We start from the raw sequence: 13,027 nt of genomic DNA, 5'->3' as shown, positions 1-13,027 counted from the left end.
GTCTCACTCCGCGGCTTGAACGGTCTGCGGCGCGGACTCGCGCGCGACCATGCGGTCGATCACGCGCCGCGCCCACATCGCGCCGGCATCGATATTGAGGTTGTAGAAGGTGCGGTCGGGATTTTCGTTCATCGCGCGCTGCTGCGCTTCGAGGATGATCTCATCTTCGTGGAAGATGCCGGCAACGCCTTCGCGGATCTCGGTGGTCAGCTTCTGCTCGGTGGTCCGGTAATTGCGGACGAAGGCCCAGAAATAGTGACAGGTGGTATCGGTCTCCGGCGTCATGGTGTTGAGCACAAAACCGTTGACGCCCCGCGAGCGGTCGCCCTCCGGCGCGCCGGTCCCGGCGGGGGCGACGCCGACGTCGATATTGACGGTGCCGGGCGCCTGGAAGTTGATGATCTGCCAGCGGTCGACGGGGCCGGACTTCTGCAATTGCGCGGCCCAGAATGGCGGGGCGTCGATGCCCTTCATCCAGCGCGTCACGGTTACGGTCTTGTCGCCATGGGTGACGTCGAACGGGGCTTCGGCGACGTGGTCATTGCCGATGCTGGAGCCATGCACGAAGGTCTCGTGGGTCAGGTCCATCAAATTGTCGACCACGAGGCGGTAGTCGCACTTCACATGAATGGTCTTGCCATCGCCGGCCCAGGCCGGATCGTCGTTCCAGTGCATGTCCGGCACCAGCGCGGGGTCCGCGAGCGCCGGATCACCCATCCATAGCCAGATGAAGCGATGGCGTTCGACCACGGGATAGGAGCGCACGCAGGCGGACGGGTTGATGGTGTCCTGCGAGGGCATGTAGGTGCAGCGGCCCTGCGCGTTGTATTTCAGCCCGTGATAGCCGCAGACGACGGTGTCGCCATCGAGCCGTCCCTTCGACAGCGGCACCAGCCGATGCCAGCAGGCATCCTCCAGCGCGCAAACCCGTCCGTTGGACTGGCGGTACATCACGACATGCTTGCCGCAGATCGTGCGCGGAAACAGCGCGTGCTTGAGATCGACATCCCAGGCGGCGGCGTACCAGGCATTGAGCGGGAACGATGACGGCATGGCTGCACTCCCTGATGAGTGCAAGATGTATACATTATAGTCGATGGTATGGCAACTAAAGCAAAATTAATAGTATTATACTACCTTACAAGTATACAGGAGCTTTGTGGACTATCTCATTCCGTCAACTCAGGTTTGCCGTCACCCTGATCGCAAGCCCAGCAGGCTTCTGCACGCGGCAGGCCTGCACGCGCCATCGAAGCAAGTGACCGCTCGCCTGAGTAACGGGTCGACGAAAGCCGCAGCGTCGATCCAAGCCCCTGACCGATGGGAGGCAATCGTGACGATGTTCTCGCCGATGTCTCGTGGTTCAGCCTGGACCGCTGATCGCTCGGCTCCCGGAAGGTCCGGCTGGCGCAACGCGCGGCGGCTGCGCGCGCTCGCGGGCCTTGCGGCCTTGGTTATGGCTCTCGTCGCGCCCATGTCCGCGAGTGCGGATTGGCCCGAGCGGCAGGTCAAGCTGATCGTGACGTTTCCGCCGGGCAGCGCCAACGATGCCGCGGCCCGGATTTTCGCCGACGCGCTTGGCAAGAAATGGGGCAAGCCGGTCGTCGTGGAGGATCGGCCCGGAGGCGAGGGCACGATCGGCGTCGGTTCGTTCGTCGCAAGCCAGGATGATCATACGCTATTGTATACCGTGGCCGGCTCGATCACCGTCGCGCCGATGCTGGTCGAGAAGCTGCCATACGACGTCAACCGCGATCTGGTGCCGATTTCTGCTACCACCGCAATCGTGTTGATGCTCACCGTCGGTAACCAGCTATCCGTCAACAGCATCCCGGAGTTGATCGAGGCGTTGCGAGCCGGCCCGGGGAAATATGCCTGGACTTCAGGACCGACGTTGCCGCGCTATGTATTTTCGGCGTTCCTGAAGCAACACGATCTCAAGATGAACTTCGTCAGCTATCGCGACGCTTCGCAGCCCCAGGCTGATCTGGGCGAAGGCCGCATCCAGGCTCTTCTGACCTCATTGACGGCGTCGTCCTCGCCCGTTCAGGCCGGAAAGGCACGCTTTCTCGCGGTCGTCAATCCAGACCGCGCCGCCACGCTGCCCGACGTCAAGACCGCTCGCGAACTCGGATATCCCGAGCTTGAAATCGAGGGGCTGGCAGGAATTTTTGGCGGCAAGACCTTATCCGAAGCGCTGAGAAGCCGAATTGCTGCGGACGTTGCCGCGATCTGCGGGGACGCCGATGTGCGCCGCAAACTTGAGGCAGGCGGGCACAATGTGCTGAGCGGCACAACTGAGGAACTGAAGGCAGGGATCGAAAAGCAGCGATCGGCAATGAACGAACTGGCCAAGATAATCGATATCCGGAATCCGCAGTAATGCGGTGATTAGGAGGCGCGATGGCAACTCAAGTATCCGCTCTCAGGCTTTTCGATCTGATTCAGTCGCACCGTGTGACGGCGGTCATCTATGTAGCGGCCAGGCTCGGCATTGCCGAGCTGTTGCGCGACGGACCGCGCCCGCTTGGCGAACTCGCAAAGGCGACCGGTGCGGATGAACGTTCGCTGGGGCGTCTGCTTACCGCGCTCTCCACCATCGGCATATGCAAAAGGACCGGCGAAGATTCTTACGCATTGACGGAGATGGGTGCCGGTCTCGACGGCGAAGCGGAGCAATCATTCAAGAGCTGGGCAATCTTTGAAGCCGAGATGCTTTCAAAGAGCTGGAGCGGAATGCTTGAATCCGTGATTACCGGCAAGACGGCGGCGGAGTTGCAAGGTCTTGCCAACAGTTTCGATCTGATGGGACGCGCGCCCGAGATCGTCTACAAGTTCAACGCTGCGATGACGGAGCTCACGCGGCTGGTAACGCCGGATAGAGGATTTCTTCCGTGGCTACATTGGAGCGGCCTGCAAAGGAGCTCCAAGGTTAGTTGGACGAAAGATCACAAGTTCACAGATGCGAGTTTTCTGTCGCCGACCTTGATGCGCGCGGTCTCGCTCATCAACCTGGCTTCAGTGCGAGCTTTGGAAGAAAAAATCGGAATGACACTTAATCCGCTTCGATTCCGAGGCAATATTTACGTTTCGGGATTGGAGCCCTGGCAGGAACTGGATTGGATTGACAAAGAGTTTCAGATTGGCCGGATCCACGTTCGTGGCCTGGCACGCACGCCGAGATGTGCCGCGGTCAACGTTAATCCGGATACCGCGATCCGTGATGCCAATTTGCCAAAGGCGATAAGTCAGCATTTTGGTCACGTCGATCTAGGTATCTATCGTCAAGCACTTTCCGATGGCGAGTTAAAGGTAGGTGATGAAGTTTTGGAGGCAATGACGCTTGCGAAATGCGTTTCTTAAAAACAAATCAAATTGCGAGCATTGGATCTATTGTCATTTTCAATCTGGACAGGCGTGTGAGGCCCTGTTCGATCTCTTCGAGGTTGTAGGCCGAAAAGCCGAGCAGAAGTCCCTGGCGTTTTTGACGGCCGGCATAGTAGGGCGACAGCGGACGTAGAACCACGCCGTGTTCCATGGCTTTCTTGGCGATTGCCTGATCATCGGCCGACTGGTCGAGCGGTATGATGACATGCATGCCGGTGTCAGTCGCCGACAGACGAAGACCGTTATCAAAAATATCCCTGAGACCGCCAATCAGCCTGACTTGACGCGCCCGATAAAGATTGCGCATCCGCCTGATATGGGCGACGAGCAGACCACGGTGCATGAATTCCGAGAGAACCATCTGCTCTATCAATGATGCGTGCCGATCAACGACCGCGCGCGCCTTGGCAAAGGGTTCGGCAAGATCCGGTGGCACGACAACATAGCCTAATCGGAACGACGGAAGTAGAATCTTGGAGAAGGTCCCGAGATGGATCGTGCGCTGCCCGCCGTCGAGGCCGTGAATTGATGTCGGAGTGTGGCCGACATATCGAAATTCGTGGTCGTAATCATCCTCGACAATCCACGCGCCGCAACGGCTCGCAAGTTCAATCAGGACGGAGCGACGTCGCAGCGAAAGCGTCGCACCCAGGGGATAGTGGCGCGACGAGGAGGTGAAGATCAGGCGAGGCGAGGGGTGCCTGGCAAGCGCTTCTTCAATACATAAGCCTTGCTCGTCGACCGCAATCGGGCACAGCGAAGCGCCATTGGCGCTGAATATGGAACGAGCCCCGACATAGCCCGGCTCCTCCAGCCAAATCGGATCACCGGGATCGAACAACATACGACTGACCAGATCGAGACTTTGCTGCGAGCCGGTCGTGATGATGACCTGATCCGATGTGCATGTCATGCCTCGTGAGATGTTGAGGTGGTGTGCGATTGATCGCCGCAGCGGCTCGTATCCCGCGTTGGATGTATCGGCGAGAATTTCACCGCGAAGGCGGCCCGAGGTTTCGTTGAGCAGACGAAGCCAGGTCTTGATCGGAAATTCGCGCAGGTCGGGTAGATCCGGCATGAACGCCGTGGGACGTTCCGGGAAAGCGTCTGTGGCCGAAGCAACGAGGCTCTTTCCTCTGCGTGATAGGGATCGGAACGGATAGTGTTCGCTCGCTGTCAACGTCTTTGATTCGACCGCCACCAAATCCGGCTTGCCAAGCACCAGCGCTAGAACGTAAGTGCCGTCACCAATGCGGCTTGAGAGAAGTCCTTCATCGATCAATCTGTCGAAGGCTTGCAAGATCACATTGCGTGACACACCGAGTTCCTCCGCGAAAATGCGGGTCGACGGCAATTTGATGCCGGCTGGTATCCGTCCGGCTTCGATAGCTCCGCGCAGATGGCCGGCAATCTGCTGATACTTCGGGAGCGCGGAGTTAGGATCGATCTGAAGGTCGATCAACGATCCGGTGACTGCCGTTTTGGACATCGAGCAGTTCCTATCGCCATTGCGTGCGCGGATTGCGCCGCCAAATTCGCCGGTAAGAAAAAACGATTGGTACCAAGCTTAAATTCAAAATGGCTCTGCTCGCTGCCGAATATTCATCATAGCGTTTGCGCCGCAACATTAGCTAAGGGCCCATCGGAAGCAACTCGTTTGTTTCGATTCGAGTTTGATCCGAGAGCGACCCGAAATCGTTTGGTTAGTCGGCCGAATTTACTTCGGCCGAAATAGTGGAGCGCGCGCATTCACCGGGATGTGTGATGACTTGAGCAGGTTGCCACGAAGTTGTGCAAACCCCGTCAAAGGCTGTCGCCAGAGGAAGATATGGACCCGAATATTTGCGAGATCAGGAGAGCCATCGGAGAATACGAGAGCGGTGAAATCGATCGCCGCAGCTTTTTGCGTTCGCTGACCTTGCTTGGCGTATCGACGTTCGTCGTCAACGCGATCGTGCAATCGCCGCTCGGCGCGTCGAAGGCATTCGCGGCGATCGGCGGTCCGGAAGAAAGAGCGTGGGCGCTCGCCAAGGAGGCCGCCGCCAAGGCGACCAAGAAGTCCCTGACCTTGTTGATCCCGACCGGTTCGATCGGAAACATGACTCCCTATGTTGAAAAGTGGACGAACGAACTCGGTATTACGCTCGAGTTCATCGAAGAACCCGATGAAGTAGTTCACACCAAAGGGATGCAGGAAGCTGTGGCCAAGACAGGCCGCTACGACGTGATGATGCCTACCGCGATGTCCTATCCGGACTGGATCGACTCTGGCGTCATCTTTGATCTCACTGAATGGGTCGAGAAGTACAATCCCGAAATCTTCGATAAGGAATGGGGTGTCGTATTCCCTGCCAGTCATCACGCGCAGCTTTATAACGGTCGCGTCGCGGGCCTTCTGAACGACGGTGACCAGATCACTTTGCTCTGTCGGGACGATCACCTCAAGATTCCTGCGAAAATGAAGGCTTTCGCAGACAAATTTGGCTATCCGATCGGCGTTCCGAAGACCTGGAAGGAATATTACAATCTCGCGCAATTCATGCACGATCCTGCCAATAAATTCTATGGCAGCCTCGAGTATCGCTCACGGTACTACGTGAAATGGATGTTCATGCAGCGCCTCATCTCCAAGGGTAGGCTGTATTTCGACCAGGACATGAATCCGACGTTCAACTCGGACGAAGGTCTCGCGGCGCTCGAAGACATGCTGGCCGTCAACCAATATCTGCATCCTGACGCCTTCAGCTTCATCTGGTCGTCGAATTACAATGCATTCGGCCGCGGTGAAGGGTTCATGAACATCGTCTGGCCGTCCGGTTTCAAATACTCCAAGGCGCCGTCGACCGGGCCGGCCACGACCGGAAAGATCGCCGCCACGGTTATGCCAGCGGACAAGTTGAAGGACGGTAGTCTGCTCTACGCCGGTTTGTTCTGCTGGGGCTACGGCTATGCGGTGTCAAAATATTCGGCCAATCCCGAACTCGCCTACGCCTACGCGCAATGGATGACATCACCGACCATTTCGTCCGACGCGATCCCCTACCTTGGCGGCTACTCGGATCCCTACCGCAAGAACCATATGCTGGCTCCCACGCAGCGATTGAAGGACACCTATTCTCCCGAATATCTCCAGACGTTGTACGACAACATGGTCAACACCGTTCCGGATTTCTGTCTGCCGGGCGGATTTGAATACCAGGATGCGCTGGATAAAGAGGTGCATTCCTGCATGACCGGGCAGAAGAAACCGAAAGAGGCGCTTGACGATGCATCGCGTGCATTCGAGCGCATCACCCGACGCATTGGCAAGGACAAGATAAAGAAGTCCTGGCTGGCGTTGGCCAAGAATCTTGCAGAACCGATCAGGAAGGCCAGCGGCGCGAGTCAGTGGAGCTAATCTCGCACAAACGAAGTTCACCGGCGCAAGCCGCGCCGGTGAAGGCTGGTTTCGGACCTGACGCGATGAGTGAAACGAACGAATTGCGGGCGGTTTCGCAGATCCCAGATCTAGCTACGGACGACGTTCCGAAAGCTGGAATCGTGCGGGGTAAGCTGCCCGGTAACCGTCTCGGACAGCTATTGATGCTGCCGGGCCAGATCGTCTCCCTGTTGGTGCTGGTGATACCGCTTCTAGTCGCGTTTTACATCAGTTTCACCGACTGGACGCCGACGCGCGGCTCCCTCGTACAGGCCGCGCTGGTGGGGTTGGAGAATTATAAGGAACTGCTCGTCTATGACACGCGGTTCGTCGAAGCGGTGGTGCGGACATTGCTGATCTCCGCAGTATGCTTGGCGCTGGAATTCGTGTTCGGCCTCGCTTTGGCCGTGCTGTTTCTTCGCGAGTTTCGGGGCAAGGCAATCTTGTTTTCGGCATTTCTGACGCCCATGATGATACTTCCAGTTGTCGTCGGGTACACCTTCTGGATGTTGTTCCAATCGAACGGCCCGATCAACCAGGTCTTGATGCTCGTGTTTGGGGAGGCGGCGGGCTTGCAATGGTTCAGAAGCGCGCCACTGGCTATTTCAGCAGTCATTATCACGGAGGTTTGGCACTGGACGCCACTGTTCTTCCTGATCCTGCTATCTGGACTTAATGCCGTACCGGAAAACCCCGTGCGCGCGGCGGTGATCCTGGGCGCCACCCCGCGTCAGGTGTTTTGGCGGATCGTACTGCCAATGCTCAAACCGGTGATCATCGTCGCCTTTGTCATTCGCGCGATGGAAATCATCAAATTGTTCGACGAAGTGTTCATGCTGACGCGAGGAGGCCCGGGCACCTCGACCGAAACCATCAGCCTCTACATCTACAAGCTCGCCTTTTCCGATTTTCAGCTTGCCTATGGTGCGGCGGCGGCCTTTCTGGTTCTGCTAGGTACGCTTGTCCTGATCCATTTGCTGCTTTCGCCCATCCGTAACCAGTTGCTCGAGGCGCGGCGATGATTGGACGCAAGCTCACATGGCCGCTGGCATTCGTGCTATTTGGCGCATTGATCGTTAGTCTCTTTCCGGTGTTTTGGATTGTCATAACAGCGATCAAGCCGCCGACCGACTGGAACGCCTCGCCGGCAATCTGGTTTCCGTCGCATCCGACACTGGTCAACTTCAGGACGCTATTCGATCCCGATGCAATCCGTGCCTACGGCGTGGGCGGTGTCAGCCAGGCCGCCACAACGTCGGTCTATGGTTCGCTTTTGGCCTCGATTGTCGGAACCGTTCTGTCGGTGGCAATAGGCCTCTTCGCCGCGATCGGTATATCCCGATACGCGAACGGCGGAAAGGCGACGCCCCTCATTATTCTCTCAGGCCGGATGTTTCCGCCGGCGGCAATTGCGGTGCCGTTCGTCATTATCTACTCGAACGTGGGGCTGATCGACACATTCCGCGGGCTTATCGCGATCTATGTCGCGGGCACGTTGCCGTTTTCGACCTGGATGCTGAAAAGCTTCGTCGACGACCTGCCGCGGGAAATCGAGGAAGCCGCCATGATCGACGGCCGTTCCCGGTTGATGGCAAATCTTGTCGTCACCATTCCCTTGATCCGGGGTGGTCTGCTGGCCACAACCTTGTTTATCTTCATTCTGAACTGGTCGGAGTTCATGTTCGCGCTGGTTCTGTCCTACTCCAACGTGACCACCATCCCGGTCCAGCTTGCTCGGTATGTTACCGCAACGGCGGGCACCCTCTACGGTGTTCAGGCTGCGCTCGCCGTTCTTGCGATGCTTCCGCTGATCCTCGCCGGTCTGTTCATTCAGTCCCATCTCGCGCGCGGAATGACATTTGGGGCGGTGAAGCGATGAGCGTTCCGAAGCTTGAAATCATCAACCTGCGTAAAGTGTTCGGCAACGGCTCCTTTGTGGCCGTGGACGGCATCGACTTCGCCATAGAGACCGGCGAAACCGTGGCCCTGCTTGGACCGTCCGGTTGCGGAAAATCGACGACGCTCAATATGATTGTCGGCCTGGAAGATCCGACCTCTGGTGATATCCGGATCGATGGTCGCTCGGTCGTCGCTGTCCCCGCCGGCAAGCGCAATGTTGGTCTGGTCTTTCAGGATTACGCGGTTTTCACCCATATGACCGTGTTCGAAAATCTCGCGTTCGGATTGGTCATTCGCGGTCGCCCAAAGGCGGAGATCACACGAGCGGTCCACGACGTCGCCGAATTACTGGGGATGCAGAAGAGCCTGAAACTGCCAGCCGCGGAGCTTGGCGGATCGGAGCTGCAGAGAGTGGCGATCGGGCGCACGCTGGTGACGAAGCCGGCCATTCTTTTGCTCGATGAACCGTTGTCGAACCTGGAGGCGTCGGCGCGTCTCGCGATGCGACGGGAGCTGAGGCGATTGCAGTCCGAAATAGGGTTGACAGTCATCTATGTCACTCACGATCAGGTCGAAGCCTTGTCCCTCGCTGATCGCATTGCCGTCATGAATGCCGGAAAGCTGCAGCAGATCGAGCGCACATCGGTCATATGCGAGAAGCCGGATCACGTCTTCGTCGCGGGCTTCATGGGGTCTCCGCCGATGAACCTGCTTCGCGGTGAAATCGCCTGGGACGGCGCGATCACCGGGTTCAGACGCGAAAGTCTCTTCATCCAGCTTCCGCCAAGTGAAATGGTCAGCTCCGGCCGTGCCGGTCAGCCGATCATTCTTGGTGTCAGGCCGGAATCCTTAAAACTGGCACTCGCCAACGAATCCATGATCTTCGGCAAGGTCACGATCGTGGAGCCGCGAGGACCAGAAGCCGTTGTGACCGTTGAAGCCGGCACCATTTCACTCAAGGCCGTCGTACTCGCGTCCGGCCGGCCGCAGGAAGGCTCGAATGTCGGTCTCGTCGCTGATCCCTCATCATTCGTATTCTTTAGCGGCGAAACCGGTCGTCGGCTGGCGTCCTGATGGAGTTAGATTTGAAGCCTTTACGCATCGACTCCATATTTCCGGCTGCACTCGAAGTCTGCGGGCTTTCCAAGGCCTTCGGTAAGAACGCGGCCCTGAACGATATTGGTTTTACGGTTCCCGAGGGATCGTTGACAGTATTGCTCGGGTCGGCTGGAGCCGGAAAGACCACTACGCTTCGCTTGATAGCGGGTCTTGATCGGCCGGACTCCGGCCGCGTAGTGATGCGTGGCTGCGATGTGACGGCGCTTGAGCCGAAGGACCGCGATATCGCAATGATCTTCGATAACCTCGCACTTTATCCTGACAAGACCGGATTTGCGAATATCGCAAGCCCGCTGTCGATTCGAGGTGTTGAAAAGTCGGATATTGAAAACCGCGTCGCACAGATCTCAAGCACGCTGCGGATAGCGCATGTCCTTAATCGTTTGCCGAAGACAATGAGCGGCGGCGAACGGCAGCGCGTCGCGCTCGGGCGGGCGTTGATACGAAAGCCGGGCCTGTTTCTACTGGACGAGCCTTTATCCAGTCTCGACGCAATGTTGCGAACTGAATTGCGTGCTGAACTCAAGCGGCTTCAGCGCGATCTGGGAGCAACATTCCTGCTCGCCACGCCGGATTTTTCTGAAGCATTGGCGGTGGCCGATTCCGTGATCATGCTGCGGGGCGGCTGCATTGTTCAGGTGGCGACCGCCCAGTCGCTTTACGACGATCCGGTAGACCGTGAGGTCGCACGATTTGTTGGAACTCCGGAAATCAACCTGCTCGAGGCGGTCTACGAGCCCGCAAGCCAAGGGACGATCCGGTTCGCCGGTGCCTCAATCGCCGGGTTGGCAAGGCTGCAAAAGTCGCTTCCGACGGGTGGCGGTCCATTCGAGATCGGTATTCGTCCAGAGCAGTTGAATCTGTCGCCACTGGAAGCAGCGCCGATCCAGGCCAGGGTGTTCGACGTCGAGCCCCTCGGTCTGAAATCGATGCTGACGGTCAAAAATGAAGAGGCGGAAATGCGGCTGGTAATCGATGCAGATTCTGCTCGGGGGCACGTCGTCGGGGATGCCGTCGGGATCAACGTGATCGATGCAAACCTGCTGGCCTTCGACACGGTTTCCGGCATCCGGATAGCCTAAAGAAAAATCGATCGGGAGAGTTATGGCGAAATCACTGACGATTAAAACGACCTGTCCGCGCGATTGCTACGATGCCTGCGGAATTTCTGCGACGGTAGTCGATGGAAAGATCAGCAGGGTTGTTGGAGATTCCGAGCATGCCATCGCCCAGGGAGTTTTGTGCGGCAAGTGCGCGATCGCCTATAATGGAGCCTGGCGCGATGATACGCTGCGGCTCAGCCGTCCGCTCAAGCGAACCGGATGGAAAGGCGATGGCAAATTTACGCCAGTGTCTTGGGGCGAAGCGCTCGACGATATCGCGGTTAGGTTCCGGGCTTTGGCGGACGCCGGCGAAGGACACAGGATCCTACATACCCATTACACCGGTACGGTCGGGCTGATCGGAGGTTGGTATCCAATTCGCTTGTTCAACAGGCTGGGTGCGACCGAAGTGGACCCCGATACTGTTTGCAACAAAGCGGGGCATGTCGCGCTTGAACTCGTATTTGGAAACTCGCTTGAGGGATTCGATCCTCGGACGATCAAGGATGCACGGACAATCCTGGTTTGGGGCGCGAATCCATCGCATTCTGCACCTCATCAAGACAAAGGATGGCTGAAACCGGCGCAGGATGCAGGGGTGAAGATCATTGCGGTCGATCCGATCGCACATGGTACGGCAGGTGCCGCCGATCTGCATCTAAAACTCTTCCCTGGAACCGACGCGGCGTTGGCCTTCGCCTTCCTGCATGTGCTCCGGGTCAATGATCTGATCGACCTGGAGTTTGTTTCCCGCCACGTGCAAGGAGCTTCCGACCTCAGCGCCGATATCGATGCCATGACACCTGCCAAGGCATCCGAGCTGTGCGGCGTGCCTGCGGATCTGATTGAGGAAGCCGCAATTGCTTATGGACGCGGCCCGTCACTCCTATGGCTAGGGCAGGGAGTTCAACGGCAGCCGCACGGCGGCAACGTATTTCGCGTTCTGTCAGCCCTTGTGGCGATGTCCGGCAATCTTGGCAAAGCCGGTGCCGGGTTGCTCTACATGAACGGTCCTGGAATGCGCGGGATCGATATGGCTTGTCTGACCGAGCCCGGACTGGCGCAGAACGGCATTCCGTCGATAAGTCATATGGACCTTGCTGCAAAGCTCGAGGACCGGTCCGGCTTCAAGATATTCTGCAACTGGAACAACAATCCCGCGGCGTCATCGCCTGAGCAAGGTCGGCTCCGGAATGCGCTGAAGCGTGATGATCTTTTTCACGTCGCGATCGATCTGTTTCATACCGATACCACGGCTTACGCCGACTATATCCTGCCGGCTGCCAGTTTTCTGGAGTTCGATGATTTGGTCGTTCCGTATTTCGACCTGACATTGTCGGCCCAGGTCAAGGTTTGCAAACCGCCTGGCCAAGCTCTCCCCAATCAGGAAATATTCAGGCGTCTCGCAGCGGCCATCGGATACGAGGACGGCAGATTGTTCGAAAGCGATGCCGATTTGATCGAGCGTCTTCTCGGACAGACTTCGTTCGCCGGCTCTTTCAAGGATCTGGCGGAGGTCGGGACCGTGACGCTCTTCCCCGAGCCACGAATCCAGTTTTCGGATCTTCAATTTTCGACGCCTTCTGGCCGGATCGAAATTTCGAGCGATCGCGCCGTTGAAATGGGGCTGCCGCGCTTTCCAATACCGCGCGCCGATGAACGTCCAGCCGGGGGCAGGCTGCGCATACTCTCGCCCGCATCGCTTTGGCTCATGAATTCAAGCTATGGAAACGACAAAAACATACAACGGCGGCTTGGTGAACCGAAGATCACGCTGCATCCGGACGACGCCAGGGATCGAAAGGTTGCAGACGGAGACGGCATCATCCTGGCCAACGAGGGCGGGGAACTGACGCTCACGGTTGTAATCTCGGAGATTACTCAGCCCGGCGTCGGCATTGTTCACAAGGGTCGTTGGCCGAACGCGTCGATAGGCGACGCCAATATCAATCTGCTGGTGCGGGGACGGAAGAGCGATATTGCTGAGAGCACGACGGTTCATGGTACCGAGGTGGAGCTAAAGACCGTGGAAATGATGAAAGCAGCCGAGTGAAAAAGCACCTAATGGTTTCGCGGGTTCCGGTCCGTTTTGCCGTTACCG

Annotated in this window: 10 protein-coding genes; 8 read left to right on the top strand and 2 right to left on the bottom strand. The window is 57.7% G+C overall.

Going from position 1 to position 13,027, the window contains the following annotated elements; genetic code table 11:
• Nucleotides 1-3 precede the first annotated feature (3 nt).
• Nucleotides 4-1,053, bottom strand: a complete 1,050-nt coding sequence (locus V1283_RS27270; RefSeq protein ID WP_334389659.1) for an aromatic ring-hydroxylating dioxygenase subunit alpha — start codon at nucleotides 1,051-1,053, stop codon at nucleotides 4-6.
• Between the two features lie 286 nt (nucleotides 1,054-1,339).
• Between V1283_RS27270 and V1283_RS27265 the strand changes: the two genes are divergently transcribed.
• Together V1283_RS27265 and V1283_RS27260 are read left to right on the top strand one after the other, a co-directional pair.
• Nucleotides 1,340-2,383 (top strand): Bug family tripartite tricarboxylate transporter substrate binding protein, encoded by a 1,044-nt coding sequence (locus V1283_RS27265; RefSeq protein WP_334393190.1) that lies wholly within the window; start codon nucleotides 1,340-1,342, stop codon nucleotides 2,381-2,383.
• Nucleotides 2,384-2,403: 20 nt separating this feature from the next.
• Nucleotides 2,404-3,363: an MOSC domain-containing protein gene (locus V1283_RS27260; RefSeq protein WP_334389657.1), complete on the top strand. Its 960-nt coding sequence runs from the start codon at nucleotides 2,404-2,406 to the stop codon at nucleotides 3,361-3,363.
• A gap of 7 nt (nucleotides 3,364-3,370) precedes the next feature.
• Here V1283_RS27260 and pdxR read toward each other — a convergent pair whose 3' ends face one another.
• Nucleotides 3,371-4,876 carry a MocR-like pyridoxine biosynthesis transcription factor PdxR gene (gene pdxR / locus V1283_RS27255; RefSeq protein WP_334389656.1) on the bottom strand — a complete coding sequence of 502 codons (1,506 nt, stop codon included), beginning with the start codon at nucleotides 4,874-4,876 and terminating at the stop codon, nucleotides 3,371-3,373.
• Between the two features lie 339 nt (nucleotides 4,877-5,215).
• Between pdxR and V1283_RS27250 the strand changes: the two genes are divergently transcribed.
• From V1283_RS27250 to V1283_RS27225, 6 genes are all read left to right on the top strand, one after another.
• Entirely contained in the window at nucleotides 5,216-6,784 is a 1,569-nt protein-coding gene (locus tag V1283_RS27250) for an extracellular solute-binding protein (RefSeq protein WP_334389655.1), read from the top strand.
• A 65-nt stretch (nucleotides 6,785-6,849) separates the two neighbouring features.
• Nucleotides 6,850-7,827 carry a carbohydrate ABC transporter permease gene (locus V1283_RS27245; protein ID WP_334389654.1) on the top strand — a complete coding sequence of 326 codons (978 nt, stop codon included), beginning with the start codon at nucleotides 6,850-6,852 and terminating at the stop codon, nucleotides 7,825-7,827.
• On the top strand, nucleotides 7,824-8,684 hold the full coding sequence (locus tag V1283_RS27240; protein ID WP_334389653.1) for a carbohydrate ABC transporter permease: 861 nt from the start codon (nucleotides 7,824-7,826) through the stop codon (nucleotides 8,682-8,684). The genes V1283_RS27245 and V1283_RS27240 overlap by 4 nt, the downstream gene beginning before the upstream one ends.
• Entirely contained in the window at nucleotides 8,681-9,778 is a 1,098-nt protein-coding gene (locus V1283_RS27235; protein WP_334389652.1) for an ABC transporter ATP-binding protein, read from the top strand. The genes V1283_RS27240 and V1283_RS27235 overlap by 4 nt, the downstream gene beginning before the upstream one ends.
• Nucleotides 9,779-9,789: 11 nt before the next feature.
• Entirely contained in the window at nucleotides 9,790-10,905 is a 1,116-nt protein-coding gene (locus V1283_RS27230; RefSeq protein ID WP_334389651.1) for an ABC transporter ATP-binding protein, read from the top strand.
• Between the two features lie 22 nt (nucleotides 10,906-10,927).
• A complete protein-coding gene (locus tag V1283_RS27225) occupies nucleotides 10,928-12,979 on the top strand; it encodes a molybdopterin-containing oxidoreductase family protein (protein ID WP_334389650.1) in 2,052 nt (683 codons plus the stop codon).
• Nucleotides 12,980-13,027 lie beyond the last annotated feature (48 nt).

The organism is Bradyrhizobium sp. AZCC 2262, from assembly GCF_036924535.1.
Classification (GTDB): domain Bacteria; phylum Pseudomonadota; class Alphaproteobacteria; order Rhizobiales; family Xanthobacteraceae; genus Bradyrhizobium.
The sequence above is the reverse complement of the archived record's forward strand: the minus strand, read 5'-3'. Positions and strand labels throughout refer to the sequence as shown.

Excerpts from the sequence above, each read along its gene's own strand:
- V1283_RS27270 (WP_334389659.1), bottom strand. The coding sequence starts at position 1,053 with ATGCCGTCATCGTTCCCGCTCAATGCCTGGTACGCCGCCGCCTGGGAT.
- V1283_RS27265 (WP_334393190.1), top strand. The coding sequence starts at position 1,340 with ATGTTCTCGCCGATGTCTCGTGGTTCAGCCTGGACCGCTGATCGCTCG.
- V1283_RS27260 (WP_334389657.1), top strand. The coding sequence starts at position 2,404 with ATGGCAACTCAAGTATCCGCTCTCAGGCTTTTCGATCTGATTCAGTCG.
- pdxR (WP_334389656.1), bottom strand. The coding sequence starts at position 4,876 with ATGTCCAAAACGGCAGTCACCGGATCGTTGATCGACCTTCAGATCGAT.
- V1283_RS27250 (WP_334389655.1), top strand. The coding sequence starts at position 5,216 with ATGGACCCGAATATTTGCGAGATCAGGAGAGCCATCGGAGAATACGAG.
- V1283_RS27245 (WP_334389654.1), top strand. The coding sequence starts at position 6,850 with ATGAGTGAAACGAACGAATTGCGGGCGGTTTCGCAGATCCCAGATCTA.
- V1283_RS27240 (WP_334389653.1), top strand. The coding sequence starts at position 7,824 with ATGATTGGACGCAAGCTCACATGGCCGCTGGCATTCGTGCTATTTGGC.
- V1283_RS27235 (WP_334389652.1), top strand. The coding sequence starts at position 8,681 with ATGAGCGTTCCGAAGCTTGAAATCATCAACCTGCGTAAAGTGTTCGGC.
- V1283_RS27225 (WP_334389650.1), top strand. The coding sequence starts at position 10,928 with ATGGCGAAATCACTGACGATTAAAACGACCTGTCCGCGCGATTGCTAC.